The sequence below is a fragment of the Devosia sp. YIM 151766 genome, from assembly GCF_030285925.1.
GTDB lineage: Bacteria > Pseudomonadota > Alphaproteobacteria > Rhizobiales > Devosiaceae > Devosia.
Genome location: NZ_CP127251.1, coordinates 1,254,941 through 1,277,937, shown reverse-complemented (window position 1 = coordinate 1,277,937; position 22,997 = coordinate 1,254,941). Strand labels below are relative to the sequence as shown.

Below are 22,997 nucleotides of genomic sequence, written 5' to 3'. Positions count from 1 at the left end.
TTTTTCGATGACCGAGTTTCTGTTTCGCGACGATGCCTACCGCAAATCGACGGAGGCGGAGGTGGTGGCGATTACGCCGGAAGGCGGGATCGTGCTGGACCGGACGGTGTTCTATGCCACCTCCGGCGGACAGCCGGGCGATAGTGGCATATTGGTCCGATCGGGTAACGCATTGCTGACCTTGAGCACCGCAATTCATCCCGATGGCGACAAAGCCCGGATCGTGCATGTGCCGGCAGCGGAACAGACGCTGCCCGCGATCGGGGAAAGGGTTCGCGTCGAGCTGGATTGGGAACGGCGCTACCGATTGATGCGGATGCACACGGCGCTGCATCTGCTCTCGGTGGTCTTCCCCTTCCCGGTCACCGGCGGGCAGGTCGGCGAGGACAAGGGGCGGCTGGATTTCGACATGCCCGAGGTGCCGGACGATCTGCCGGCGCTGCAAGCCCGGCTCAACGAGATGGTCGCGGCGGATCATCCGGCATCCGTGGAATGGATCACCGATGCGGAAATGGACGCCCAGGCCGAGCTGATCAAGACCATGAAGGTCAAGCCGCCCAAGGGCCAGGGGCGCGTACGGCTGGTGCGGATCGGGGATGTGGATCTGCAACCATGCGGCGGAACGCATGTGGCGCGCACAGGCGAGATCGGGCCGCTAGCCCTGGGCAAGATCGAGAAAAAGGGCAAGCAGAACCGGCGGGTGAGCCTGCTGTTTGCCTGACCCGGCGCCTCTTCGTTCTTCGACGAGCCGGCCGCTCCGCTACAGGATCGGGGGCGCGTAGAGCAGGCCGCCATTGCGCCAGAGGGCATTTTGGCCGCGCAGCATGGCAGCGCCGGTTTGCGAGCCGAAATGACGGTCATAGAGCTCGGCATAGCTGCCCACGGCGCGGATGGCGTCGGTCATGAAGGTGGCGCGCAAACCGAGGGGGCTGCCGTAATCGCCCTCCAGCCCGAGAATGCGGCGAACCGCGGGGGTGCGCGCGGCGGCGAGGGAATCGATATTGAGACTGGTGACGCCGACTTCCTCGGCGGTGATCAGCGCAAAAACGGTCCAGCGGACGATTTCAAACCAGCGGTCGTCGTCCTCGCGCACCACCGGCCCCAAGACTTCCTTGGAAATCCGTTCGGGCAGGATGCGATGCAGCGCCGGGTCGGACAATTCGCGGCGAATGGCCTGCAATTGACGACCCGAAGCGGAAATCACCTGGCACAGGCCGGCGCGATAGGCGGTCAGCAGGTCGGCTGTTTCCTCATAGACGACTTCCTTGAAGGTCGTCTGGTTGGAAAAGAAGAAATCGTCCAGGGCCTGCAATTCGCCAAAGCCATCGACGACGCAGATGCTGACATCGTCCAGTTCATAGGCCGACACGACGCCGAGCGATTGGGGCACCAGAAATGCCTGGCCATCGAAGAAGGTGGGCGTGACATAGCTGGCGCCGAACCGGGTGTCGCGCCCGGCCGTCCAGGCGCCATTGCGCATCAGCACATCGACGCTGCCGGTCTGCAGCGGCGCAAACCGGGCCTCGCCGCGATAGGAGCGGAATTCGATCAGGTCCGGATTGCCGAAAATCGCGGCGGCCAAGGCGCGGCAGAGATCGACATCGAAGCCGGACCAGCGGCCATCGGCGTCCAATTGCGAAAAGCCGGACAGGGGATTGCTCGCTCCGCAGACGAGAAAACCGCGCTCGCGCACCGCTTCCAGCGTCTGTGCCGCAACCGGCGGCGCCGCCAGGCCGAAATATATGGCGGCCAGAAAGAGAGCTGGCTTGAAGATGTTGAGCAAAATCGAGGCTTTCTTTTCTCGCCCCATATTGGCAGGCGGAGAAAGAGGGTCAAGCCGAGGACCGGCTGCACCCCCTGATTATTTATGCGCCCAGCTCTGCCGGGACGGTTTGCCCGCGGGGATGGCAGTCAGTGCAGAATCTGGCTGAGAAACAGCTTGGTGCGTTCGTGCTGCGGGCTGGAGAAGAACAGGTCGGGCTGGTTCTGCTCGATGATCTGGCCCTGATCCATGAAGATGACGCGATTGGCGACCTGGCGGGCGAAGCCCATTTCGTGGGTCACGCAGATCATGGTCATGCCCTCTTCGGCGAGGCCGATCATGACGTCCAGCACTTCCTTGACCATTTCCGGGTCGAGGGCCGAGGTCGGCTCGTCGAACAGCATGATTTTCGGCTGCATGCAGAGCGAGCGGGCGATGGCCACGCGCTGCTGCTGGCCGCCGGAAAGCTGGCCCGGATATTTTCTGGCCTGCTCCGGAATTTTCACCCGCTCAAGATAGTGCATGGCGGTTTCTTCGGCCTCGGCCCTGGCAAGGCCGCGCACCCAGATGGGCGCGAGGGTGAGGTTTTCGAGGATCGTCAGATGCGGAAACAGATTGAAGTGCTGGAACACCATGCCCACTTCGCGGCGCACTTCATCGATGCGCTTGAGGTCGGCCGTCAGCTCGGTGCCGTTGACGACGATCTGGCCCTGCTGGTGTTCTTCCAGCCGATTGATGCAGCGGATCAGCGTGGATTTGCCGGAGCCCGAGGGGCCGGCGACGACGATGCGCTCGCCCTGCATCACCCGGAGGTCGATGTCGCGCAAGGCATGGAAATCGCCATACCATTTATGCATGCCGATGACGTCGATCGCCACCTCGGTGGCGGAGACCTTGGCCTGACCGATATCGATCTTGTGCTCGATCATGATGTCGGAAACCTCAGACATGGGCGCTCCCTCTCAGCCAGCGTCGCAACGGCGCTCCAGGCGGCGCGCCGGCTCACTTGGTTCGGCTCAGCGGATCGGCGGGGCGTATTGGATGCCGCCGTCACGCCACAGGGCATTCACGCCACGCTCAAGGCCGACCGGAGTATCGGGACCGATATTGCGCTCGAAGATCTCGGCGTAATTGCCTACCAGCTTGACGATCTGGTAGGCCCAGGCATTGTCGATGCCGAGGGGCGTTCCGAATTCCCCCTCAACGCCGAGCAGGCGCTTGATGGCCGGATTGTCCGAGCCAAGCTGTTCATCGACATTGGCGGAGCTCACGCCCAGCTCCTCGGCTTCGAGCAGGGCGAAATAGGTCCAGCGGGCAATGTTGAACCATTGGCTATCGCCGGCGCGCACCGCCGGGCCGAGGGGCTCCTTGGCGATGATTTCGGGCAGAATGACATGATTGTCAGGATTGGGGAATTTGGACCGTTCCGATGCCAGCGCCGACGCATCGGCGGTGTAGACGACGCAGCGACCATCCTCGTAGGCTTTCGCCACTTCGTCATGGTCGACGAACACGACATCGTTGAAGTCCATGCCATTGGCGAGGAAGTATTCGGAAGCGTTCACCTCGGTGGTGGTGTCCGCTTCGATGCAGACGGGAACGCCGCCCAGGTCGAGGGCGGATTCGATGCCGGCGTCCCTACGCACCATGAAACCCTGGCTGTCATAAAACAGGGTGCCGACAAAGCTGATGCCCAATTGGGTATCCCGGCTCATGGTCCAGGTGGTAGTGCGCGACAACACGTCGATTTCATCGGCCGACAGGGCGGCGAAACGCTCCTGGCTGGTCAGCGAGGTAAAGCGCACGGCGTCGGCATTGTTGAAGATGGCGGCTGCGAGCGCGCGGCAATAATCGACTTCGATGCCGGCCCAGCCAGACGTGGAATCGAGGGCGGAAAAACCGGCGACGCCGCTGGTAACGCCGCATTGAATATAACCCTTGGCCCTGACGTCATCGAGAATGGCCGCTTGCGCGGCCGCCGCGCCGAGGCCCATCGAAACCGCGATTGCCATGGATACCAGCGCTTTGCGCATCTATTCGCCTTTTCGTTCTCGACCCTGTTTTTCAGAACCCGTCAGATTTGCCAAGGCTCCGTTCGCACACGGCTTTGTCACGCAGGCCAGATGCTGTAAGCATGCAACCTCTAACCGCCGGTAAGGTCAAGAGTTTCCGGGCCGCCAGGACAGCAAACCCGTTCATTAGCCGGCCATAACCCTGCAATTGATTTTCTTGTGAGCACCGAGCCCAGGATGAGCGATCACAAATTCAGCCCGCCCGCAGCAGCGTCCGTCGAGACGGTTCTGACCCATGGCGGCAGGGTGCCGGACGAGCAGTTCGGCTTCGTCAACACGCCGGTTTATCGTGGCTCGACGGTGCTGTTCAAGACGCTGGCCGACCTGGACGCGCAAAGCCAGCGCTATCTCTATGGCCGCGGCGGCAATCCGACGACGGAAGCCGTGGAAGCGGTCGTCACCGAACTGGAAGGCGCCTATCGGACCAAGCTGGTGCCATCGGGACTGGCCGCCATCACCATTGCATTGCTGGCCTGCGTGAAGGCCGGCGACGACGTGCTGATCACCGATTGCGCCTATGAGCCGGGCCGGACATTCGCCGATGGCTATCTGACGCGGATGGGGGTCAGCGTTCGCTATTTCGATCCGCGCATCGGAGCGGGGCTGGCCGAACTCATGCAGCCCAATACGCGCGCCATCCTGGCGGAAAGTCCGGGATCGCTGACCTTCGAGGTGCAGGATATCGCCGTATTGGCCAAGGTGGCGCGGGCCGGCGGGGCGCGGTTGATCGTGGACAATAGCTGGGCCACCCCGCTTTATCACCGGCCGCTGGCCTTGGGCGCCGACATCGTCGTGCATGCGGCGACGAAAATGTTCGTCGGGCATTCCGACGTGATGGCCGGCACCATTTCGACGAATGAGGAATGCTGGGCCGATGTGGAGCGCATTCGCACCCTGCTCGGATTTTTCAGCTCCGGCGACGACGCATTCCTAGTGGCGCGGGGATTGCGCACGCTGGCGGTGCGGATGAAGGAGCATCAGGCGCGGGCGCTGGATATCGCCCTCTGGCTGGAACGGCAGGACGAGGTATCGCGGGTGCTGCACCCGGCTTTGCCCAGCCATCCCGATCACGCCATCTGGAAAAAGAACTTTACCGGCGCGGGCAGCCTGTTCGGCTTCGTGCTGAAACCGGCGCGGCGCGAGGCCATGGCGGCCTTTGTCGATCATATGCGCATATTCGGCATGGGCTTTTCCTGGGGCGGCTATGAAAGCCTGTGCCTGCCGGTGAAAATGGGCAAGGCCCGCAGCGTCAAGCCTTGGCCGCAGGACGGCAATCTGTTCCGGGTGCATATCGGCTTCGAGGACCTCGATGACCTCAAGGCGGATCTGGCGGCGGCGCTGGCGCGCTATTCGGCGGCGCGGTGAACGAGCTGGCGCAGGCCGGGGAACGGCTTGCGCCTGATGCGGCCATCGGCGTCGGTCTCGAACAGCCAGCCTTTCCGGGCAAAGACGTTGCGCACCAGATAGGCGCCGAGCATGCCGACGACGATGCCGGCGAAGACGTCGGTGGGATAATGGGCGCCGACCGGTACGCGGGAAATGGCGACGATTATGCCGATGACCAGCAATAGCGGGAACAGACGCGGCCAGAGAAAGCCCACGGCGAAAGCCGTGGCGATGGCCGTGGCCGAATGGCCGCTGGGAAAGCTCTGATAGGTCCAGTCGTTGAACAGATTCTGGAACGAAAACGCGCCGGACGCCTCGAATTCGACCGGCCGGCCCCGGCCGACCAGGCGCTTGAGCAGATTGGTGAACAGGCCGGGCACGCCGACGCCGAGGAAAATGAAGGCCGCGACCATCGCCAATTCGCCGCTGGCCTGCCGCCAGACGCCGCGTAGCGGGAACATGGCGAGGCGCAGCAGGATCATCAGCGCCAGGCTGGGAATCAGCACCCAATCCGACAGCCCGTAATCGGTGATGAAAAAGAAGGGCGCGCGCCAGTGATCGGGCCAGGCGGTCGAGCCGCGCGAGGCCAGCACGTCGATGGTGGCGAGCAGGCCCAGCACGGCGAGCGTGCCGATGAGAAAGAACGGCCAGGATGAGCGGTTGAGGCCGAGCGGCCAGGGCTTTTGCAGATCGAACATGGGCATGCTTGTCCCTTGCTCCCAAGGCCTCGTCAAGAGCGCGGCGGCGCCACGAGCGGCCTTGCCCTTTGATGCCGAACGCGGTAACGGAAAGGCGCGATGTCGGAGTGTAGCTCAGCCTGGTAGAGCACCGGTTTTGGGAACCGGGGGTCCAAAGTTCGAATCTTTGTACTCCGACCATTCGCATCGTGTTGAGGACTTTGCATGAACGCTCGCATCTACCGCCCTGCCCCCAACGCCATGCAGTCCGGCAGGGGCAAGTCCAAAAGCTGGCTCTTGGTCTATGAGCCGGCCATTCCACGCAGCATCGATCCGCTGATGGGCTATACGAGCAGTTCGGACATGGCGCAGCAGATCAAGCTGTCGTTCGAGAGCCAGGAAGAAGCCGAGGCCTATGCGCAGCGCAATGGCATCCCCTATTCGGTGCAGCCGGCGCACGATCCCACGCCCAAGCGCGTCAGCTATCCCGACAATTTCCGCTCCGACCGCAAGACGCCCTGGACGCATTGACGCTCGGGCGGTTGAGAATTTGAGTCCATCTGGCGCGGCAAGAGATTGCGGCGCCTGGCTTTTTGGCGATAGGCTTGCCGGGTGAAATGGAAGCTGGAGCCAGACAAGATGATCCGTCGCCTGATTGCGCCGCTGGCGGGATTATTGCTCGGCGCCAGTTCGGCCCTGGCGGGCCCGGCGCTGTGGAAGGTCAGCGACGGCGATAGTTCGGTCTGGCTGTTCGGCTCGGTGCATCTGCTGCCGCCGGGGATCGACTGGCGCAGTTCCGCCTTCGACAAAATTCTCACCAAGGCGGACCGGGTCTATTTCGAAACCGATATCGGAATCGCGGCGCAGATGGAGATCGCGCCGCTGAGCTTCGAACTGGGTTTCATTCGCGACGGCAAGCTGCTGAGCGAACGCATCGGACCGGACATGACCGCGCAGCTCCGCCAGGTGGCCGCCGATTATGACGTGCCCATGCCGATGCTGCTGACCATGCAGCCCTGGATGGCCGCGACCACCTTGTCGCTCGGGGTGCTGGCGGAAATCGGCTACGATCCGACGCTCGGGGTCGACCCGCTGCTCAGCAATGAATTGCCGATGGAGCGCAAGGGCTTTCTGGAAACGCCGCAGGAACAGATCGCCGTTCTGGCCAGCGGCGACGAGGGCGAACAGATCGCCATGCTGCAAGCGACGCTCGATACGATCCACAATATGCAGGACGATATCGACGCGATGGTGAAGGCCTGGATGGAGGGCGAGCCGGAGGCGCTGGGTCATATCGCCATGGCGCAGATGGGCGGCTATGACGAAAGCATGATCGAGCGGCTGATCGATATACGCAACCACAATTGGGCCGAGCAGATCGAGGCCATGCTGGCGCGCAATGAACAGGCGCTGCTGATCGTGGGCGCGGCCCATCTCGTGGGCGATATCAGCGTGGTGCGCCTGCTGGAACAGCGTGGATTCACCAGCGAGCGGGTGCAGTAGAACAGCCCGTATTTTCGCCAGGCGCGACCGGTCCAGGATCGGCGGTTCCTGCGCCTCCCTCCCCCTTGAGGGGAGGGATTGAGGGTGGGGGTGGCGGAGCGAGGGCGAGACCGCCGGATGTGCAGAAACCGCAGCACCCCCTCCCCGGCCCTCCCCTCAAGGGGAGGGGGCGATGGGCCTCGCGTCCCGAGACAACTTGGCTCGAAGTGTCCGATGTAAACACTCCCCTCAAGCGGAGGGAGCGATAGCGGTCGTTTTCGTCGGTATAATTAAACGTCGCTGAGCCTGGTCCATTGGCTGTCGTTCCGGCTCGATTGCACCGAGGCCACGATGAATTGCATGCCTTCGACGCCATCGGCGAGAGAGGGCAGCAGGGCTTCGTAATCGGCGCCTTCGCCGCGGATAATAGCGGCGAACTGGCTGTAAAGCGTGGCGAAGGCTTCGAGATAGCCTTCCGGGTGGCCCGAAGGAATGCGGACATTCATCGCGGCGGCGGGCGGGACAGCGATGGAGCCGCCGCGGGTCAGCAATTGACGCGGCTTGCCGAACTCGGTGAACCACATGTAGTTCGGATTATCCTGGCGCCATTCGAGCCCGCCCTTGTCGCCATAGACGCGCAATTGCAGGCCGTTTTCGTTGCCGACGGCGACCTGGCTGGCCCAGAGCATGCCCTTGGCTCCGCCTTCGAAGCGCAGCATGATATGGACGTTGTCGTCGAGCTGGCGGCCCGGCACGAAGCTGGTGAGATCGGCAGAAACCGCCTCGGTCTTGAGGCCGGTGACGAAGCGCAAGAGATTATAGGCATGGGTGCCGATATCGCCGATGGCGCCGCCGGCGCCGGAGCGGGCCGGATCGGTGCGCCATTCGGCGCCCGGAGCATTGCCAGATTGCTCGACCGGCTCGGTGAGCCATTCCTGCGGATATTCGGCCTGTATCACCCTGATCTTGCCCAGCGCTCCGGATTCCACCATTTCGCGCGCCTGGCGCACCAGCGGATAGCCGGTGTAATTATGCGTCAGCAGGAATTTCGCGCCATTCCTGGGCTGGATTTCGGCCAGCTTGCGGGCGTCGTCCAGCGTCGAGGTGATCGGCTTGTCGCAGATGACGTGGATGCCGGCTTCCAGGAAGGCCCTGGCCGGCCCGAAATGCATGTGATTGGGCGTGACGATCGACACCGCCTCGATGCCGTCCGAGCGCGCCGCCTCGGCGCGGGCCATGTCCTCATAGGAGGTATAGATACGGTCTTCGGCCAGACCGAGATTGCGGCCGGATTCCCGAGCCACTTCCGGGCGCGAGGACAATGCGCCCGCCACCAGTTCGTAATCGCCGTCGATGCGGGACGCCACGCGATGCACATAGCCGATAAAGGCTCCCGTGCCGCCGCCGACCATGCCCAGGCGAATACGCCTTGCGCCGTTTTCAGCCATTTTGGTTCCTCTTTTCGTTCTTCAGCAATGCCTCAGGGGTCATTCCCGCGAAGGCGGGAATCCTGGTTGGCCGAAACGGAGATTCCCGCCTTCGCGGGAATGACTCCGTGGGTTTTTCGGTTCAGCTCAAACCCAGCATCTTGCGGTTGGCGGCGTGGTCAGTGCCGCCGCTGGCGAAATCGTCGAAGGCCTTTTCGGTGACGCGGATGATGTAGCTCTGGATCAGCTCGGCCCCTTCGCGCGCGCCGTCTTCCGGATGCTTGAGGGCGCATTCCCATTCGAGAACGGCCCAGCCCTTGAAGTCGTTGGCGGCCATCTTGGCGAAAATGGAGGGGAAATCGACCTGGCCATCGCCGATGGAGCGGAAGCGCCCTGCCCGGTTCACCCAGGACTGGAAGCCGCCATAGATGCCCTGCCGGCCGGTGGGATTGAACTCGGCATCCTTGACGTGGAAGGCCTTGATGCGGTCCTTGTAGATGTCGATGTAGTCGAGATAATCGAGCTGCTGCAGCACGAAATGGCTCGGATCGTAGAGCAGGTTGGCGCGCGGATGATTGTTCACGCGTTCGAGGAACATCTCGTAGGAAATGCCATCATGCAGGTCTTCGCCGGGGTGGATTTCGTAGCAGATATCGACGCCGGCTTCATCGAAAGCATCGAGGATCGGGGTCCAGCGGCGGGCCAATTCGTCGAAAGCCTCTTCGACCAGGCCGGCGGGGCGCTGCGGCCAGGGATAGATATAGGGCCAGGCAAGCGAACCGGAAAAGGTCGCATGGCCGGTAAGGCCCAGATTCCGCGAGGCCTTGGCGGCGTTCAGCATGGTCTGGACGGCCCATTCCTGCCGGGCCTTGGGATTGTTGTGGACGCTGGCCGGAGCGAAGCCGTCAAAGGCGGTGTCATAGGCGGGATGCACGGCGATCAACTGGCCCTGGAGATGCGTTGAAAGCTCGGTGATCTCCAGACCGTGACTGTTGACAATTCCCTTGATCTCGTCGGCATAAGTCTTGGAATTGGCAGCTTTTTCCAGATCGATAAAGCTGGATACCCAGGTGGGAATCTGCACGCCCTTGTAACCGAGGCCGGCGGCCCAGCGGCAGATATTGTCCAGATTGTCGAACGGCGCTGCATCGCCGGCGAATTGCGCCAGGAAAATAGCGGGGCCTTTTAGCGTGGTGGCCATAGAAACACTCCCTCTTATGGCCCCGTGCACCGCATTTGCCGGGGCTGTTTTCAGGCTGCGGACTTATCGACCGCATGAATGACGGGCGGCGATTTCTCGCCGCCCTAATATGTTACGCAGTAGTCTTGACCGGCGCAAAGCGCCTGTCAACGAGGTACGTTCATCAAGCCCGCAGCAGCGCCCGGGCATCCTCGATGTCGAGAGCGCGGGGACGTTCGCAGGTGGTCTGCAAGGTCAGCACTTCACCGGTCTCGCCGGCGCGGAGCAGGCCGGTCATCACCTCGACCACATGCAGGGCAACGTCGAGACCGCACCGCGCTGGCTGGCCGGTTTCGTGCGACAGCATCATGTCGGCAAGGCCGGCGCAGCGATAATTGGCCCGGGGATGGGTGGAGTCGAGCTCCTGGTTCGGCTTGCCGAAGGGATGGTCCCATGGATCGACCGGGCTGCGGGCGCCATCGATGCCGGCAATCGTCAGATCGCCGCCGAAAAAATTCGGATCCGGCACGAAGATCGAGCCATCGGTACCGTAGAGCTCGATATTGTGGTGACCATGCGCCGCCACGTCCCAACTGGCGCCAATGGTGACAATGGCGCCATTGTGGAATTCCAGCAGGCCGTGAATGGTGGTGGGGGTGCCCACCTTGATGACGCTGCCCTGATAGGGGCCTTCCGCGGTGACGATGCGCTCGGCGCGGGCCATATTGGTGAAGGCCGAGAGGCGCTTGACCGGGCCGAGCAGATGCACCAGATCGGTGATGTAATAGGGACCGAGATCGAGGATCGGGCCGCCGCCGGGCTGGAAGAAGAAGTCTGGATTAGGATGCCAGTGCTCCATGCCGCGGCTCATCACATGGGTGGTGCCGCTCATGATCTTGCCCAATTGGCCGCTGTCGATGATCTCGCGGGCTTGCTGATGCGCCCCGCCGAGGAAGGTATCGGGGGCGGAGCCGACCGAGAGGCCGCGTTCGATGGCGGCCTTGCGGAGCGCCAATCCCTCCTCCACGCTCAGCACGAAAGGCTTTTCCGAATAGGAATGCTTGCCGGCCGAGATGATGTCCATCGACACCTGGTAATGGGTCGAGGGAATGGTGAGGTTGACGATGACGTCCAGCTCGCTGTTCTTGAGCAGCTCGTCCGGGGTCTGGGCCGCAATTCCGTATTCGTCGGCGCGCTTCCTGGCCGCCTCGGGCAGAATGTCGGCCACGGCGCGGACCTCAAGCCCCCGGAATAGGGGCGCGAGGCGCAGATAGGCCGCTGAGATATTGCCGGCACCCATGATGCCGACGCCATAGGTTTTTGCCATTTGGCTTATTTCCACTTGCTGGCGGTTGCGATCGAGCGCGTGGCGAAGCGCACGGCGTCGGTCGGATTGTCGTGTTCGGCGACGAAATACTGGGTCTTGGTCCTGGCCTTTACCGTCTTGATCAGTTCGTCCCAGCCGACGACGCCATGGCCGATATCGGCCCAGCCGCTTTCCTCGGGATTCTCGCCCTCGGCGGCGAGGTCCTTGACGTGAACGGCGGTGATGCGGTCGCCATATCGGTCGAACCAGGCGGCAGGATCGGCCCGGCCGCGAATCACCCAGGCGACGTCGCATTCCCATTCGATGGCGGGCGCGGTTTCGAGGATGATTTCCATAGGGGTGCGACCCGACGTGGTGGGCACAAATTCGAAATCGTGGTTATGCCAGCCGAAGCCGTAGCCTTCCCCGGTGAAGACCTCGCCGAGCGCGGCGAGGGTTTCGGCCAGTTCGAGCCATTTGGATTCGTCCTCGCTGCGCTGGTCGGGCATGATGAAGGGGCAATAGATCCGCTTCATGCCGATGGTTTCGGCAATTTTGAGCGCGCCGGATGTGTCCTGAAGCTGGTCGAGGCCGAAATGGCCGGTCGGCATGGCCAGGCCATGGGTCTTGAGGTCCGCCGCCAGGCCGGCGGCATCGGCGTAAAGCCCGCCAAAACCTTCGACCTGCTTGTAGCCGAGGGCGGAGAGCTGGCCGAAGAACTCGGACATGGAGGGAACGTTGCGGGCGCTATAAAGCTGGAATGACAACTCGGTCATTGAGATGGCCTCTCGTACTGGCGATTGGATGCGGTGTCGCGTCGGACCGGAGGGATAGCCATCTTTGAGGCTGGCGTCGCCGCGCCCGGACAGATCGAGTGCCGCAAAAGTAATGTGCGTCGCTTATCGGAGCGACGTCCCAGGGGACGCCGCTCGATTTGTCGCCTTACAGGCGGCTTTCGGTTTCCGCGCTGAAAAGCGAACCGCGGGCGATGTCGAAGCCCACCTGAATCTTGTCGCCGGCCGCAAGCGGGATGTCGCTGCTGCAACGGAAGGTGACCGACACGCCGGCAACCTTGGTCCAGGCCAGGGTTTCCGACCCCATCGGCTCGACGATTTCCACTTCCGCCTCGGCCTTGAACGGCATGGCCTCGGCAGCCTCGCCGATAAAGATATGCTCGGGACGAACGCCCAATACCGCCTTGGACGAACCGGCCTGCGCAGCCTCGAACTGGTAGGCGCCGACCGGAATGAAGGTGCCGTCGTCGGCGGTGAAGCTCTGGCCTTCCAGCGTTCCCTTGATGAAATTCATCGAGGGCGAGCCGATGAAGCCGGCCACGTAGAGATTGGTCGGCTTGTTGTAGATGGTGTGTGGATCGGCCAATTGCTGGATCACGCCATTCTTCATGATGGCGATGCGGTCGGCCAGCGTCAGGGCCTCGATCTGGTCGTGGGTCACGTAGATCATGGTGTTCTTGAGACGAGCATGCAGGCGCTTGATCTCGACGCGCAGGTCCGAGCGGAGCTTGGCGTCGAGATTAGACAGCGGCTCGTCAAACAGGAACACGTCCACATCCCGCACCAAAGCGCGGCCGATGGCGACGCGCTGGCGCTGGCCGCCGGACAGATTGGCCGGCTTGCGCTGCAAGAGCGGCTCGATCTGCAGGATTTCGGCGGCGCGCTTCACGCGGCTCTCGATCTCGGGCCGGGGCATGCCGGAAACGCGCAGGCCGAAGGAAAGATTCTTTTCCACCGACATCTGCGGATAGAGCGCATAGGACTGGAACACCATGCCGATGCCCCGATCCTTGGGCTCTTCCCAGGTGACGTTCTTGCCGTTGATGAAAATCTGCCCGTCCGACACGTCCAGCAGGCCGGCAATGCAATTGAGCAGGGTGGACTTGCCGCAGCCCGAGGGACCGAGCAGCACGATGAACTCGCCCTGGGCAATGTCGAGGTCGAGATGTTCGAGCACTTTGACACTGCCGAAGCTGAGCGACAGGTCCTTGATGGAAACGCTGGGTTGCATAATCGTTTATCCCTTCACGGCGCCGGCGGCGACGCCGCGTACGAACAGCTTGCCGGACACAAAGTAGATGATCAGGGGCACCATGCCGGTCAGCACGGTCGCAGCCATGTTGACGTTGTATTCGGGCGTACCCTGAGCCGAGTTGACGATGTTGTTGAGCTGGACGGTCATCGGATAGTTCTGCGTACCCGCGAAAATCACGCCGAACAGGAAGTCGTTCCAGATGCCGGTGACCTGCAGGATGATCGCCACCACGAAGATCGGCAGCGACATGGGCAGCATGATCTCGAAGAAAATGCGCCAGAATCCCGCTCCGTCGACGCGCGCCGCCTTGAACAATTCCTGCGGCAGGGCCGAGAAGTAATTGCGGAACAGCAAGGTCAGGATCGGCATGCCGAAAATGGTGTGGATGAGGATGACGGCTTGCAGGGAACCGAAAATTCCAAGCTCACGGGTGATGATGACCAGCGGATAGATCATCACCTGATAGGGGATGAACGAGCCGAAGATCAGCACGGAGAAGAAGAAGTCCGCGCCCTTGAAGCGCCAATTGACCAGGGCATAGCCATTCACCGCCGCGATGAAGATGGAGACGATGGTGCTCGGAATGGTGATCTTGACCGAGTTCCAGAAACCCGGCGACAGGCCCTGACAGGTCAAACCCGTGCAAGCGCTGGTCCAGGCCCGCGCCCAGGCATCGAAATTGATCTGGCCCGGCAGAGCGAAAATGTTGCCGAAACGGATTTCGGGCATGGTCTTGAGCGAGGTCACGACCATGATGTAGAGCGGAAACAGGAAGTAGAGCGAGAAGAAGATCAGGGTCGAATAGATCATGATCTTCTTGGGCGTGAAGAACGGCTTGGGACGCGGGCCGCGCGGCTCCACGGCATCGGCCGAATTCCGGGACTGTTCCGAACCGGTCATAATTGCTGTCTGGCTCATGTGCGGCGCCCCTTTCCGCCAAATTCAAGGTAAGCCCAGGGAATGACGATGATCAGCACCGTGAGCAGCATCATGGTCGCCGCCGCCAGGCCCTGGCCGATATTGCCGCCGCCGAACATGTAGTTGATGACGTATTTGGCGGGCACTTCCGAGGAGATGCCGGGACCGCCATTGGTGAGCGCCACCACGAGATCGTAGAGCCGGACAATGCCGGAGCCGATCAGCACCACGGCGGTGACCAGCACGCCGCGCATCATCGGCAGAACGATGGAAATATAAGTGCGCCATGTCGGGATGCCGTCGACCCGCGCGGCCTTCCAGATTTCCTCGTCGACGCCGCGCAGGCCGGCCAGCATGAGAATCATGCAGAAGCCCACGCCCTGCCAGAGGCCGGCGATCAACAGGGCGAACAGGACCATGCGGGGATTGGCGATCCAATCGAAGGTGAAGCTCTCCCAGCCCAGCCGGCGCATCGTGCCCTGGAGCCCAAGCGTGGGATTCATGATCCACTGCCAGACCAGGCCCGTGACGATGAAGGACAGGGCGAAGGGATAGAGCATGATGGTGCGGAAGGCGCTTTCAAAGCGGATCTTCTGATCCATCAGCACGGCGAGCAGGAAGCCCAGGCTCAGCGTCAGAACCAGCGACATCGAACCATAGGTGAGCAGGTTGGTGACCGAGATATTCCAGCGCGACGTAGCGAAAAGCCGCTCATACTGATCAAAGCCGACAAATTTGCCGGTCGGCAGCAGCCGCGAATTGGTGAAGGAATAATAGACGGTCCAGATCGTACAGCCGATGAAGACGATCAGGACGGTGGCGATCATCGGAATCGCCGCAATCTTGGCGGGCAAATTGTGAAGGAAGGTCTTTTTCAGGAGCCCGGGCCGGCCAACTCGCCCGGCACCCTCCCCCGTTTGAACGGCTAGGTCCGCCATTGCATCTCTCCATAAGAAAGTGGTCGACCTTGTCGATCAAGGCCGACCACCGCTTTTCAGTGATGGGAAATCAATCCCATCAAAGGGTCCTGACGATCAGTCAGCCTGCTCGATGATCGAGGCGTAGCGCTCGATATAGTCGTCGACGGTGATGCTGTCGTCGGCGATGAACTCCTTGGTGAGGTCGTTCAGCTGCTGCTGCGTATCGCTGGACAGAGAGAAGTCACCCGAGGGGAGCAGGCCGTTGCCCAGCAGGCCCAGAGCCTTGGTCATGCACGCATTGGCGCCCGACAGGTCGATATCGGTGCGGATCGGCATGGAGCCCTTGACCAGGTTGAACTTGAGCTGCGCTTCGGGCGAGATCAGGATGCGGGCCAGTTGGGCCTGCGCTTCGATGACGTCCGGATCGGTGCCCTCGGGCAGAAGCGGGAAGTAGAAGGAATCGCCGCCGCCGCTGAGCATGTCGTTCAGGCCGAGACCCGGCAGACATTCGTAGTCTTCACCGGCAACGCCGCCAGCAACCTGAAGGTCGCCCGCCAGCCAGTCGCCATGGATGTTGCCGGCCGCTTCGCCCGCCAGCAATTGATTGCCGACGTCACCAAAGGACGGCACCATCATTTCGGGCGAGATGACCGAACGCAGATCGTCCAGGGCTTCCGCCACTTCGCGGAAATCGGCGCCGCGAACGGCATCGGCATCCTTGTCGCGGTTGATGGCCAGGACCAGGTCCGTGCCGCCAACGCCGGCGGTCAGCACACCCGGGATGCCATCGATCGGCCAGCCCGCGGCCAGGCCGAAGGGCAGGATGCCGGCTTCCTCAAGAGCAGGCCAGGAATCGACATATTCGTCCCAATTGGTCGGGACCGGCTGACCGATCTTCTCGTAAGCGGCGGTGGAGAGCCACAGCCAGTCCCACGAGTGGATGTTGATCGGCAGACAATAGAGGCCACCTTCGTAGCGGCAGGGCTCGAGCAGCGACTGATCGACATAGAAGGAGTCGATGTCCAGATCGGCGACAACGTCGGTCAGGTCGCGCATCAGGCCGGCCTGGATGAGCTCTTCGGCGTCGCGGCCGGTATTCATCTGCGTGGCGCCCATCGGGTCACCGCCGATGATGCGGCTGATGATGACGGGGTTGGCGCCAGTGCCTGAACCTGCCAGGGCGCTGTCCACCCAGGTATTGCCGGTCTCTTCTTCGAAGATCTTGGCGAATTCGGCGATCGCCGCCGCTTCACCAGCCGACGTCCACCAATGCGTGACTTCCAGCTCGGCAGCAAAGGCCGTGGAGCCGAGGAAAGCGGTTGCCATAGCGGCAACCACTGCAAATTTCTTCATAGGTTGTCCTCCCAACGAACACGAGGAGCTCTCGCCCCAGCGATGCACCGGCTGCATGGCTGCCTCTACCTCAGAGCAACCCGAAACCGCGTGTAATCGATTGCACTACACATTTCAAAGTGGTTGTGCAATCGATTTCAGGAGTTTCTTACAAGCCTTGCAGGCGTGTCAAGATCGATTTAGATCGAATAGGTAATTGACAACGGGAAGGATCGTTGCCGGCGATGAATCAGAAAAGAAAAACGCCGACGATTCAAGATGTTGCGCGCTCCGCGAAGGTTTCCACCGCCACGGTGAGCCGCGCCCTGTCGAGCCCCGAAAAGGTGAGCGAGGCCACTCGGGCGCGAATTTCGGCAGCCATTCATGCAACGGGTTACACGCTCAACCAGGCCGCCCGTTCATTGCGGCAGCGAAACGCCAGAACCATCCTGGTGGCGCTGCCCGATATCCGCAATCCGTTCTTTTCGTCAATTCTGGATGCCATCGAACGGGAGGCCACGAGCCGCGGCTATGGGGTGCTGGTGGCCAATCTCTATCTGGGGCAGGAAACGGCGCGGCGCCTGCAGGATTACATGCTCTCGAACCGGGCCGATGGTCTGTTGCTGCTCGATGGCTCGCTCAGCCCGGAGACGCTCAGGGCTATCGCCTCGCCACCCAATTCGGTTCCCCTGGTGCTGGCCTGCGAGGATATTCCGCAGACCGATTTCCACACGGTGCTGACCGACAATGCCGAAGCGGCGGCGCGGGCCACGCGGCACCTGATCGATCTGGGCCACCGCAAGATCGGACATATATTGGGGCCTGAGCACAATGTGGTGGCCCGCGACCGGCTGGCCGGGTTCAAGCAGGCATTGGAGGGCGCCGGGCAGGTGGTCCAGCCCGAATGGCTGCTACGCGGCAATTTCGAAATCACCAGCGGCTTCGCCGCGGCGGCCCGGTTCATGGCACTGAGCGACCGGCCCACGGCGATGTTCGCCGCCAATGACGAATCGGCCATCGGCTTCCTTTCCGGCCTGCGCCGGCATGGGCTGGAATGCCCGCGCGACATTTCGGTGATCGGCTTCGACGATCTCGGCGTGGCGGCGCATTATACGCCGCCATTGACCACGATGCGCCAGCCGCGCGAAACGCTGGGTCGTATGGCGGCGGAGACGCTGATCGACATTCTGGAAAAAACCGAGCCGGCCGGGGGTCCGTTGCGCATCCTGCTGACCTCGGACCTGATCGTCCGGGAAAGCACGGCAATCGCGCCAAGGCCCTGAGCGAAAATGGCATGTGGCAGGTGTCGCTTTCACAGAAAAATGCTGTAAAGGAGAGCGTGATTGCGGTCCCGTAGCTCAGCTGGATAGAGCAGCAGCCTTCTAAGCTGTTGGTCGCAGGTTCGAATCCTGCCGGGATCGCCAAGCCTTTCCGAGAATCGATTATGGCTGTGGACGGATTCGCCGCCGGTTCCGATTCGTCGGTGGCGCGGCGGCCCGAAAGCCCTGACGGGCGGGGCTTTTGCCCCAATGCACGGCTTTCATTAACCTTAAAGACTTGCCCGCACCGGCGAATTAGGCCATTTTGCCGCCACAAACGGGGATTGATCCACTGGCTGAAAACGCGACCCGACCCACCATCGTGCTCTTCGATCTCGATGGGACATTGGTGCACCACGTCAATCCGCGCGTGCTGCAAATGCTGGAATTCCTGGACGATTGTTCGCACCGGGGTGGAAGGCTGGCGGCGCGGTTTCGGCTGATGCGGCGCAGCCGCGCCGTGGAGCGTGCGCCGAAATTGCTGGTGCACAAGGCGATCCATAAGGTCCGCCGCAAATCCATCGAGGATATGCTGGAGCCCTGCGAAACGATGCGCGGCGTGCTGGAACGGCTGCGCGGCGAGGGCGTGGCGCTCGGCGTGGTCAGCAACGGGCTGGGTCGCGGCTATGGCCACGACGTGCTCGAAGCCTTCGATCTCAAGAAATATTTCAGCGCGGCAATCTTTCGCGAGGACGTCTCGCGCGGCAAGCCATGGCCCGATTCCATCCTCGCCGCGCTGCAGGGCCTGGGCCGCGAGCTACGCGGCACCGATGTGATCTGGTATATCGGCGACCAGCGCAAGGATATCGCGGCGGCGCAGGCGGCATCGGTGCAGATCGGCCGGGCCATTCGGCCCTTCGCATTGGGGGCGCGGGCGGCCCTCGGCGCGGTGGAAGCGCGCGTCTCTCCGGCGCAGATCATGTGGAACGCCGTCGATTTCGAGCGGGCCGTGTGCACAAGCCTCGACATGGATGACAGGGGATTGTCGCTGATAGACCCCCTGCCCGCGCCGCTGCTCTAAGCGGCGCGCGTTCTGAACGCGCTGCTCTAGAAATCGAACCCCATCTGCGTGACCGATTCGGCTTTTATGGGCCGGTGAGGCCGTGGCGACTTGCCGGTGGCGGCGGGCTCGATAGCGGGGAGAGCCAGGACAATCGGCGCCGCCGCGATATCCGGCTTGGGCTCGGACACGGAAACGTTCTCGATCCAGCGAACGGCGTTGACGAGTTTCCGCGGCCGGAAAGCATAGAGATTTTCCCGGCCTTGCTTGACCTCCGCCACCAGGCCCGCCTGCTTGAGAACCCGCAGATGACGGGAAATGGCCGGGCGGCTGATCGAGAACGCCTCCGCCAGACGATGGACCGGCATGGGGCCGCCGACCAGAATCTCCATGATGCGACAACGCGTTGCGTCCGCCAGGGCGGAATAGAGCGCGACAGGGGGCTTGGGCTTGCGGTTCATGACGACGGTTAAAGTAACGGCGGCGTTACAGGTCAAGGCCGCCGGCGACGCGGCAAGCACTTGTTCACCACCAATATTGGCCCGGGCTTTGCGATGCGCGGCGAATGTCACGTTCCGGCAAGGTTCCCGTCACATCCAGGCCACAGGATGGTGGCATGGAGAGCCATGATGTCCAACGAAACCATTGTCAAATATCCGCGTCTCGATGAGCGCCGGGCCTATTCGCTTGCCGAGAAGATCGCCGATACGGCGGTGCATATTCTCGGCCTGGTCGTGGCCATTGCCGCCGGGTCGATCCTGCTGGTCCTGGCGCTGCTGCATACGGCGCCCGAGGCCTTCCCCGCGCTTTTGATCTATGTTTCGACGCTGGTGGTGGTTCTCGGCGTGTCGCTGGCCTACAACATATCGCCGGCCACACCCATTAAACGCTTCCTGGCGCGGCTGGATCAAGCGGCGATTTTCCTTTTCATTGCAGGATCTTACACGCCTTTCCTCGCAGTGCTGGGCGGCACGCCGGCCGGGGTGATCATGATGAGTCTGGTCTGGGGCGCGTCCCTGGTGGGCGTGGCGCTCAAGCTGATCGTGCCGGAGCGTTTCGGGCGCATCGCCATCCTGCTCTATCTGGCCATCGGCTGGAGCGGCGTGCTGGTTTTTCAATCACTTGGCCAGGCCTTGCCGGCTTCGACATTGTGGCTGCTGCTGGCCGGCGGCATCACCTATTCGGCCGGGATCATCTTCCATCTGTGGGAAAAATTGCGCTTCCAGAACGCGTTATGGCACGTTTTCGTGGTGGCCGGAGCCAGCCTGCATCTGTGGGCGGTGATCGATTGCATGGTCGTCGCCCGGCTTTAAGCTATTGATTTGCCTTGATTCTTGCGTGTTCGACGATGTCGCCAGCCGACAGGTTGAGCTCGACGGAACGCCCGCCGGGGATTTCCAGCACATATTGCACCGGACCCTCGGAGGGGATGGAGGTGGTGTCGTGCGGGCGGGCATTGACGTGGATGTTCCTCACCGTGCCATCGGCGGCGATAAAGATCATGTCGAGCGGGATGAAGGTGTTGCGCATCCAGAAGGAAACCCGCTGCTCCCCCTTGAAATCAAACAACATTCCAGCGTCCGGCGCCAATTCCTGAACATACATCAGGCCCCGGGCGCGGCTCTCCGGCGTATCGACGACCTCGACATTGAAGACATGCTCGCCGCCGCCGCCATGGATGATCAGGCGGGTTTCGTCACTGCATCCGGCCAGGGTCGCGGCGGCACCGACAATGGCCAGGGACAGAGCCGAAGCACGCGCAAAATTGCGCAGATGCAGCGCATTGGTTAGCGGATCGTTAGCGTTGAGCACGGCCCAATGGCCTTTCTTGCCAAAATCAGTGCGAGGACGGGGCATCGCCCCAATTCTCCGGACGAATTTCGGCGACCATGAGACCCTTCGGACCATTTCCATAGCGCACCAGCACGAATTGGCCGGGGCGCAATTCGGTGATGCCGAAGCGGCGCAGCGTTTCCATGTGAACGAAAATGTCGGGCGTACCGTCGCCGGCGGAGAGGAAACCGAAGCCGCGGATGCGGTTGAACCACTTCACTTCGAGCCGGACCATGCCCGAGGTCGGCTCGACCACCACATGGGTGCGGGGCGCCGGCATCTGCGCGGGATGGCGCGCCGTGGTTTCGTCCATGGAGACGATGCGGAAAGCCTGGAGACCGCCGGGGCGATTCAGCGCCTCGACCACGATGCGCGCGCCTTCATAAGCGGTCTGGTAACCGTCGCGCCGCAGGCAGGTGACGTGCAGCAGCACATCGGCCATGCCATTGTCCGGCACGATGAAGCCGAAGCCCTTGCCGGCATCGAACCATTTGATGGCGCCGGCAATTTCGATGACGTCCGCTGACGGCTGCTGGCCAACCGACGCGCCGCTATCGCGCCTGCCCTCGCCTGTCTCGGACAGGTCGACGGAGTTTCCGTCCTCGCCGTTGACCTTGGCCCCCATATCCCCAATGCCTTTTTTTACACGCCCGCCGCAACGGGTACTCCACACAAGACCAAATCACTCTGGCCGATTCAATGCCAAAAGTTAAGAAGGTCTTGCGATTTTGTCGACAGGCCGATGCGGCCATTGCGACAATGCGCCAGTATTGTTAGGCCAGAGCCGATTTCACCCAAGGAGGATTGCCATGAAATACCTGCACACCATGGTGCGCGTGACCAATGTCGAGGAGAGCCTCCGATTCTATTGCGAGGGGCTGGGCCTGGAAGAGGTGCGTCGCACCGAGAACGAGAAGGGGCGCTTCACGCTGATCTTCCTGCGCGCGCCGGGCGATGAGGGCGGCGAGGTCGAGCTGACCTTTAATTGGGACCCCGAAACCTATACGGGCGGCCGTAATTTCGGCCATCTGGCCTATCGGGTGCAAGATATCTACGCGCTTTGCCAGCACTTGCAGGATATGGGCGTGGTCATCAACCGCCCACCGCGCGATGGCCACATGGCTTTCGTGCGCTCGCCGGACGGGATTTCGGTGGAACTGATCCAGGACGGCCACCTCGCCCCGCAGGAACCCTGGGCGTCGATGCCGAATACGGGAAGCTGGTAGGGGGTCTGGGGGCTCGTAGTGAGGGGGTCGGTGTTTGGCCGACCTCGTCCTTCGACAAGCTCAGGATGAGGTCTGCGAGAGGTTGGGAGGCTCGGCCCTGCGCGTCCCTCCCTCTTGGGAGCAAGAATGAGGGTGGGGGTAGCGGAGCGAGGGCGGGCTCCGGACGTGTAGGAACCGCAGCACCCCCTCCCCGGCCCTCCCCTCAAGGGGGAGGGGGCGAAGGAGCCGCTAGAATCCCTTCGCCGTCCGCCACTGGGACGTCGGGAACTCTCATAGACCTCATGGTGAGCTTGTCGAACCATGGGGGCGCGGCCGTGGTGTTACCGATCTCATCACTCGTCACCCGCTCGGTTAACCTGCCGCTAACCGTGCTGCTTAGCGGCGGGTTAGCGAAAAGGCTCTAATTTTAGCGACCGAACCCAATGCCCATTGTCTGTTGCGTTTTCGTGACAGCGGCCTCGGGAAGGTCCTATGCCTCGTCTGCTTCGCTCCATCGCCGCCATTGCGCTGACCGCCATCGTGCTGGCGGGATGCCTGCCCATGGCCATGTTCGCCAGCGGCAGTGGACCGGGCTATGCGGGGATGCGGCAGGACTGGGGCACCTATGTCAGCTCCAGCAATGTCAACGCGCTGTGCATCTCACCCAAGCTGCGCTTCGTCATCTGGGAATTCGAAGGGCATTTCGGCAAGCGCATCGTGATGAATTCGGGCTATCGCAACGCCTTCCACAATTCGGCGGCAGGCGGCGCGGACAATTCCTATCATACCAAGTGCATGGCGGCCGATTTCTACATTCCCGGCGTGTCCAAGCAGGAACTGATCGCCTTCGCCATGCGCACCGACAGCGTCGGCGGACTGGGCTGCTATCCGGGGCGCAATTTCATCCATGTGGATGTGCGCGACCGGCCGCGCGGCCGGAAAACCCCGGTGACCTTCGAGGGCTGCTAAAACGGCGATGCACCAGGCGCCGGAGCCGCCCGGCCGTTCACGCGGAAAACCGGGCCCAGCCGCTGCATGCTGTTCCAGGCGCACAAATTTCCCCACAGGATCAATGCAGAGGGGTTGCACAATCGGGCACACCCCACTATACGACCCTTATCGCGCTGAT

24 protein-coding genes and 2 tRNA genes are annotated in these 22,997 nt (G+C 62.3%); 11 read left to right on the top strand and 15 right to left on the bottom strand.

What is annotated here, in order from left to right; translation table 11 throughout:
* The first annotated feature begins 7 nt into the window (after positions 1-7).
* Positions 8-721, top strand: coding sequence for an alanyl-tRNA editing protein (locus O9Z70_RS06125; protein ID WP_286021583.1), 714 nt, complete (start codon positions 8-10; stop codon positions 719-721).
* Between the two features lie 39 nt (positions 722-760).
* On the opposite strand, the gene O9Z70_RS06120 is transcribed toward O9Z70_RS06125, so the two are convergent.
* From O9Z70_RS06120 to O9Z70_RS06110, 3 genes are all read right to left on the bottom strand, one after another.
* The gene (locus tag O9Z70_RS06120; protein ID WP_286021582.1) at positions 761-1,783 is read right to left on the bottom strand and encodes an amino acid ABC transporter substrate-binding protein; all 1,023 of its coding nucleotides are present in this window, start codon (positions 1,781-1,783) and stop codon (positions 761-763) included.
* 128 nt (positions 1,784-1,911) lie between these two features.
* On the bottom strand, positions 1,912-2,691 hold the full coding sequence (locus tag O9Z70_RS06115) for an amino acid ABC transporter ATP-binding protein (RefSeq protein WP_286021968.1): 780 nt from the start codon (positions 2,689-2,691) through the stop codon (positions 1,912-1,914).
* Between the two features lie 87 nt (positions 2,692-2,778).
* Positions 2,779-3,795 carry an amino acid ABC transporter substrate-binding protein gene (locus O9Z70_RS06110; protein WP_286021581.1) on the bottom strand — a complete coding sequence of 339 codons (1,017 nt, stop codon included), beginning with the start codon at positions 3,793-3,795 and terminating at the stop codon, positions 2,779-2,781.
* A gap of 216 nt (positions 3,796-4,011) precedes the next feature.
* Here O9Z70_RS06110 and metC point away from each other — a divergent pair, with 216 nt between their 5' ends.
* Positions 4,012-5,199 carry a cystathionine beta-lyase gene (gene metC / locus O9Z70_RS06105; RefSeq protein ID WP_286021580.1) on the top strand — a complete coding sequence of 396 codons (1,188 nt, stop codon included), beginning with the start codon at positions 4,012-4,014 and terminating at the stop codon, positions 5,197-5,199.
* Here metC and O9Z70_RS06100 read toward each other — a convergent pair.
* Positions 5,181-5,924 (bottom strand): phosphatase PAP2 family protein, encoded by a 744-nt coding sequence (locus tag O9Z70_RS06100; protein ID WP_286021579.1) that lies wholly within the window; start codon positions 5,922-5,924, stop codon positions 5,181-5,183. The two genes, metC and O9Z70_RS06100, sit on opposite strands and share 19 nt — an antisense overlap.
* Positions 5,925-6,021: 97 nt before the next feature.
* Between O9Z70_RS06100 and O9Z70_RS06095 the strand changes: the two genes are divergently transcribed.
* From O9Z70_RS06095 to O9Z70_RS06085, 3 genes are all read left to right on the top strand, one after another.
* Positions 6,022-6,098 (top strand) — tRNA-Pro (locus tag O9Z70_RS06095).
* 24 nt (positions 6,099-6,122) lie between these two features.
* Positions 6,123-6,428 (top strand): ETC complex I subunit, encoded by a 306-nt coding sequence (locus O9Z70_RS06090; protein WP_286021578.1) that lies wholly within the window; start codon positions 6,123-6,125, stop codon positions 6,426-6,428.
* Between the two features lie 108 nt (positions 6,429-6,536).
* Entirely contained in the window at positions 6,537-7,400 is an 864-nt protein-coding gene (locus tag O9Z70_RS06085) for a TraB/GumN family protein (protein WP_286021577.1), read from the top strand.
* A 269-nt stretch (positions 7,401-7,669) separates the two neighbouring features.
* Here the strand turns inward: O9Z70_RS06085 and O9Z70_RS06080 are convergent, their stop codons facing one another.
* The 8 genes from O9Z70_RS06080 to O9Z70_RS06045 form a co-directional block, all read right to left on the bottom strand.
* A complete protein-coding gene (locus O9Z70_RS06080) occupies positions 7,670-8,827 on the bottom strand; it encodes a Gfo/Idh/MocA family protein (RefSeq protein ID WP_286021576.1) in 1,158 nt (385 codons plus the stop codon).
* Positions 8,828-8,948: 121 nt separating this feature from the next.
* Positions 8,949-10,007 (bottom strand): sugar phosphate isomerase/epimerase family protein, encoded by a 1,059-nt coding sequence (locus O9Z70_RS06075; RefSeq protein WP_286021575.1) that lies wholly within the window; start codon positions 10,005-10,007, stop codon positions 8,949-8,951.
* 163 nt (positions 10,008-10,170) lie between these two features.
* Entirely contained in the window at positions 10,171-11,313 is a 1,143-nt protein-coding gene (locus O9Z70_RS06070; RefSeq protein ID WP_286021574.1) for a Gfo/Idh/MocA family protein, read from the bottom strand.
* 5 nt (positions 11,314-11,318) lie between these two features.
* Complete coding sequence (locus O9Z70_RS06065; protein ID WP_286021573.1) at positions 11,319-12,068, bottom strand: sugar phosphate isomerase/epimerase family protein; 750 nt, start codon at positions 12,066-12,068, stop codon at positions 11,319-11,321.
* Positions 12,069-12,234: 166 nt separating this feature from the next.
* Complete coding sequence (locus O9Z70_RS06060; RefSeq protein ID WP_286021572.1) at positions 12,235-13,317, bottom strand: ABC transporter ATP-binding protein; 1,083 nt, start codon at positions 13,315-13,317, stop codon at positions 12,235-12,237.
* A 6-nt stretch (positions 13,318-13,323) separates the two neighbouring features.
* Positions 13,324-14,241, bottom strand: a complete 918-nt coding sequence (locus O9Z70_RS06055) for a carbohydrate ABC transporter permease (RefSeq protein ID WP_286021967.1) — start codon at positions 14,239-14,241, stop codon at positions 13,324-13,326.
* Positions 14,242-14,255: 14 nt separating this feature from the next.
* Positions 14,256-15,197 carry a carbohydrate ABC transporter permease gene (locus O9Z70_RS06050; protein WP_502870166.1) on the bottom strand — a complete coding sequence of 314 codons (942 nt, stop codon included), beginning with the start codon at positions 15,195-15,197 and terminating at the stop codon, positions 14,256-14,258.
* Between the two features lie 96 nt (positions 15,198-15,293).
* Positions 15,294-16,532 carry an ABC transporter substrate-binding protein gene (locus O9Z70_RS06045; RefSeq protein WP_286021571.1) on the bottom strand — a complete coding sequence of 413 codons (1,239 nt, stop codon included), beginning with the start codon at positions 16,530-16,532 and terminating at the stop codon, positions 15,294-15,296.
* Positions 16,533-16,756: 224 nt separating this feature from the next.
* Here O9Z70_RS06045 and O9Z70_RS06040 point away from each other — a divergent pair, with 224 nt between their 5' ends.
* The 3 genes from O9Z70_RS06040 (at position 16,757) to O9Z70_RS06030 (ending at position 18,851) form a co-directional block, all read left to right on the top strand.
* Positions 16,757-17,794: a LacI family DNA-binding transcriptional regulator gene (locus O9Z70_RS06040; protein WP_286021570.1), complete on the top strand. Its 1,038-nt coding sequence runs from the start codon at positions 16,757-16,759 to the stop codon at positions 17,792-17,794.
* A 64-nt stretch (positions 17,795-17,858) separates the two neighbouring features.
* Positions 17,859-17,935: transfer RNA gene (locus O9Z70_RS06035), tRNA-Arg, on the top strand.
* Between the two features lie 217 nt (positions 17,936-18,152).
* Positions 18,153-18,851 (top strand): HAD-IA family hydrolase, encoded by a 699-nt coding sequence (locus O9Z70_RS06030; protein WP_286021569.1) that lies wholly within the window; start codon positions 18,153-18,155, stop codon positions 18,849-18,851.
* A 26-nt stretch (positions 18,852-18,877) separates the two neighbouring features.
* Here the strand turns inward: O9Z70_RS06030 and O9Z70_RS06025 are convergent, their stop codons facing one another.
* Positions 18,878-19,291: an ArsR/SmtB family transcription factor gene (locus O9Z70_RS06025; RefSeq protein WP_286021568.1), complete on the bottom strand. Its 414-nt coding sequence runs from the start codon at positions 19,289-19,291 to the stop codon at positions 18,878-18,880.
* A 165-nt stretch (positions 19,292-19,456) separates the two neighbouring features.
* Here O9Z70_RS06025 and trhA point away from each other — a divergent pair, with 165 nt between their 5' ends.
* Positions 19,457-20,143, top strand: coding sequence for a PAQR family membrane homeostasis protein TrhA (trhA, locus tag O9Z70_RS06020; protein WP_353057816.1), 687 nt, complete (start codon positions 19,457-19,459; stop codon positions 20,141-20,143).
* Between the two features lies 1 nt (position 20,144).
* On the opposite strand, the gene O9Z70_RS06015 is transcribed toward trhA, so the two are convergent.
* Positions 20,145-20,687 (bottom strand): DUF192 domain-containing protein, encoded by a 543-nt coding sequence (locus O9Z70_RS06015; RefSeq protein ID WP_286021567.1) that lies wholly within the window; start codon positions 20,685-20,687, stop codon positions 20,145-20,147.
* Complete coding sequence (locus O9Z70_RS06010) at positions 20,668-21,288, bottom strand: cold-shock protein (RefSeq protein WP_286021566.1); 621 nt, start codon at positions 21,286-21,288, stop codon at positions 20,668-20,670. Before O9Z70_RS06010 ends, O9Z70_RS06015 begins: the two co-directional genes overlap by 20 nt.
* Positions 21,289-21,472: 184 nt before the next feature.
* Here O9Z70_RS06010 and O9Z70_RS06005 point away from each other — a divergent pair, with 184 nt between their 5' ends.
* Complete coding sequence (locus tag O9Z70_RS06005; RefSeq protein WP_286021565.1) at positions 21,473-21,889, top strand: VOC family protein; 417 nt, start codon at positions 21,473-21,475, stop codon at positions 21,887-21,889.
* 471 nt (positions 21,890-22,360) lie between these two features.
* The gene (locus O9Z70_RS06000) at positions 22,361-22,837 is read left to right on the top strand and encodes a YcbK family protein (protein ID WP_286021564.1); all 477 of its coding nucleotides are present in this window, start codon (positions 22,361-22,363) and stop codon (positions 22,835-22,837) included.
* Positions 22,838-22,997 lie beyond the last annotated feature (160 nt).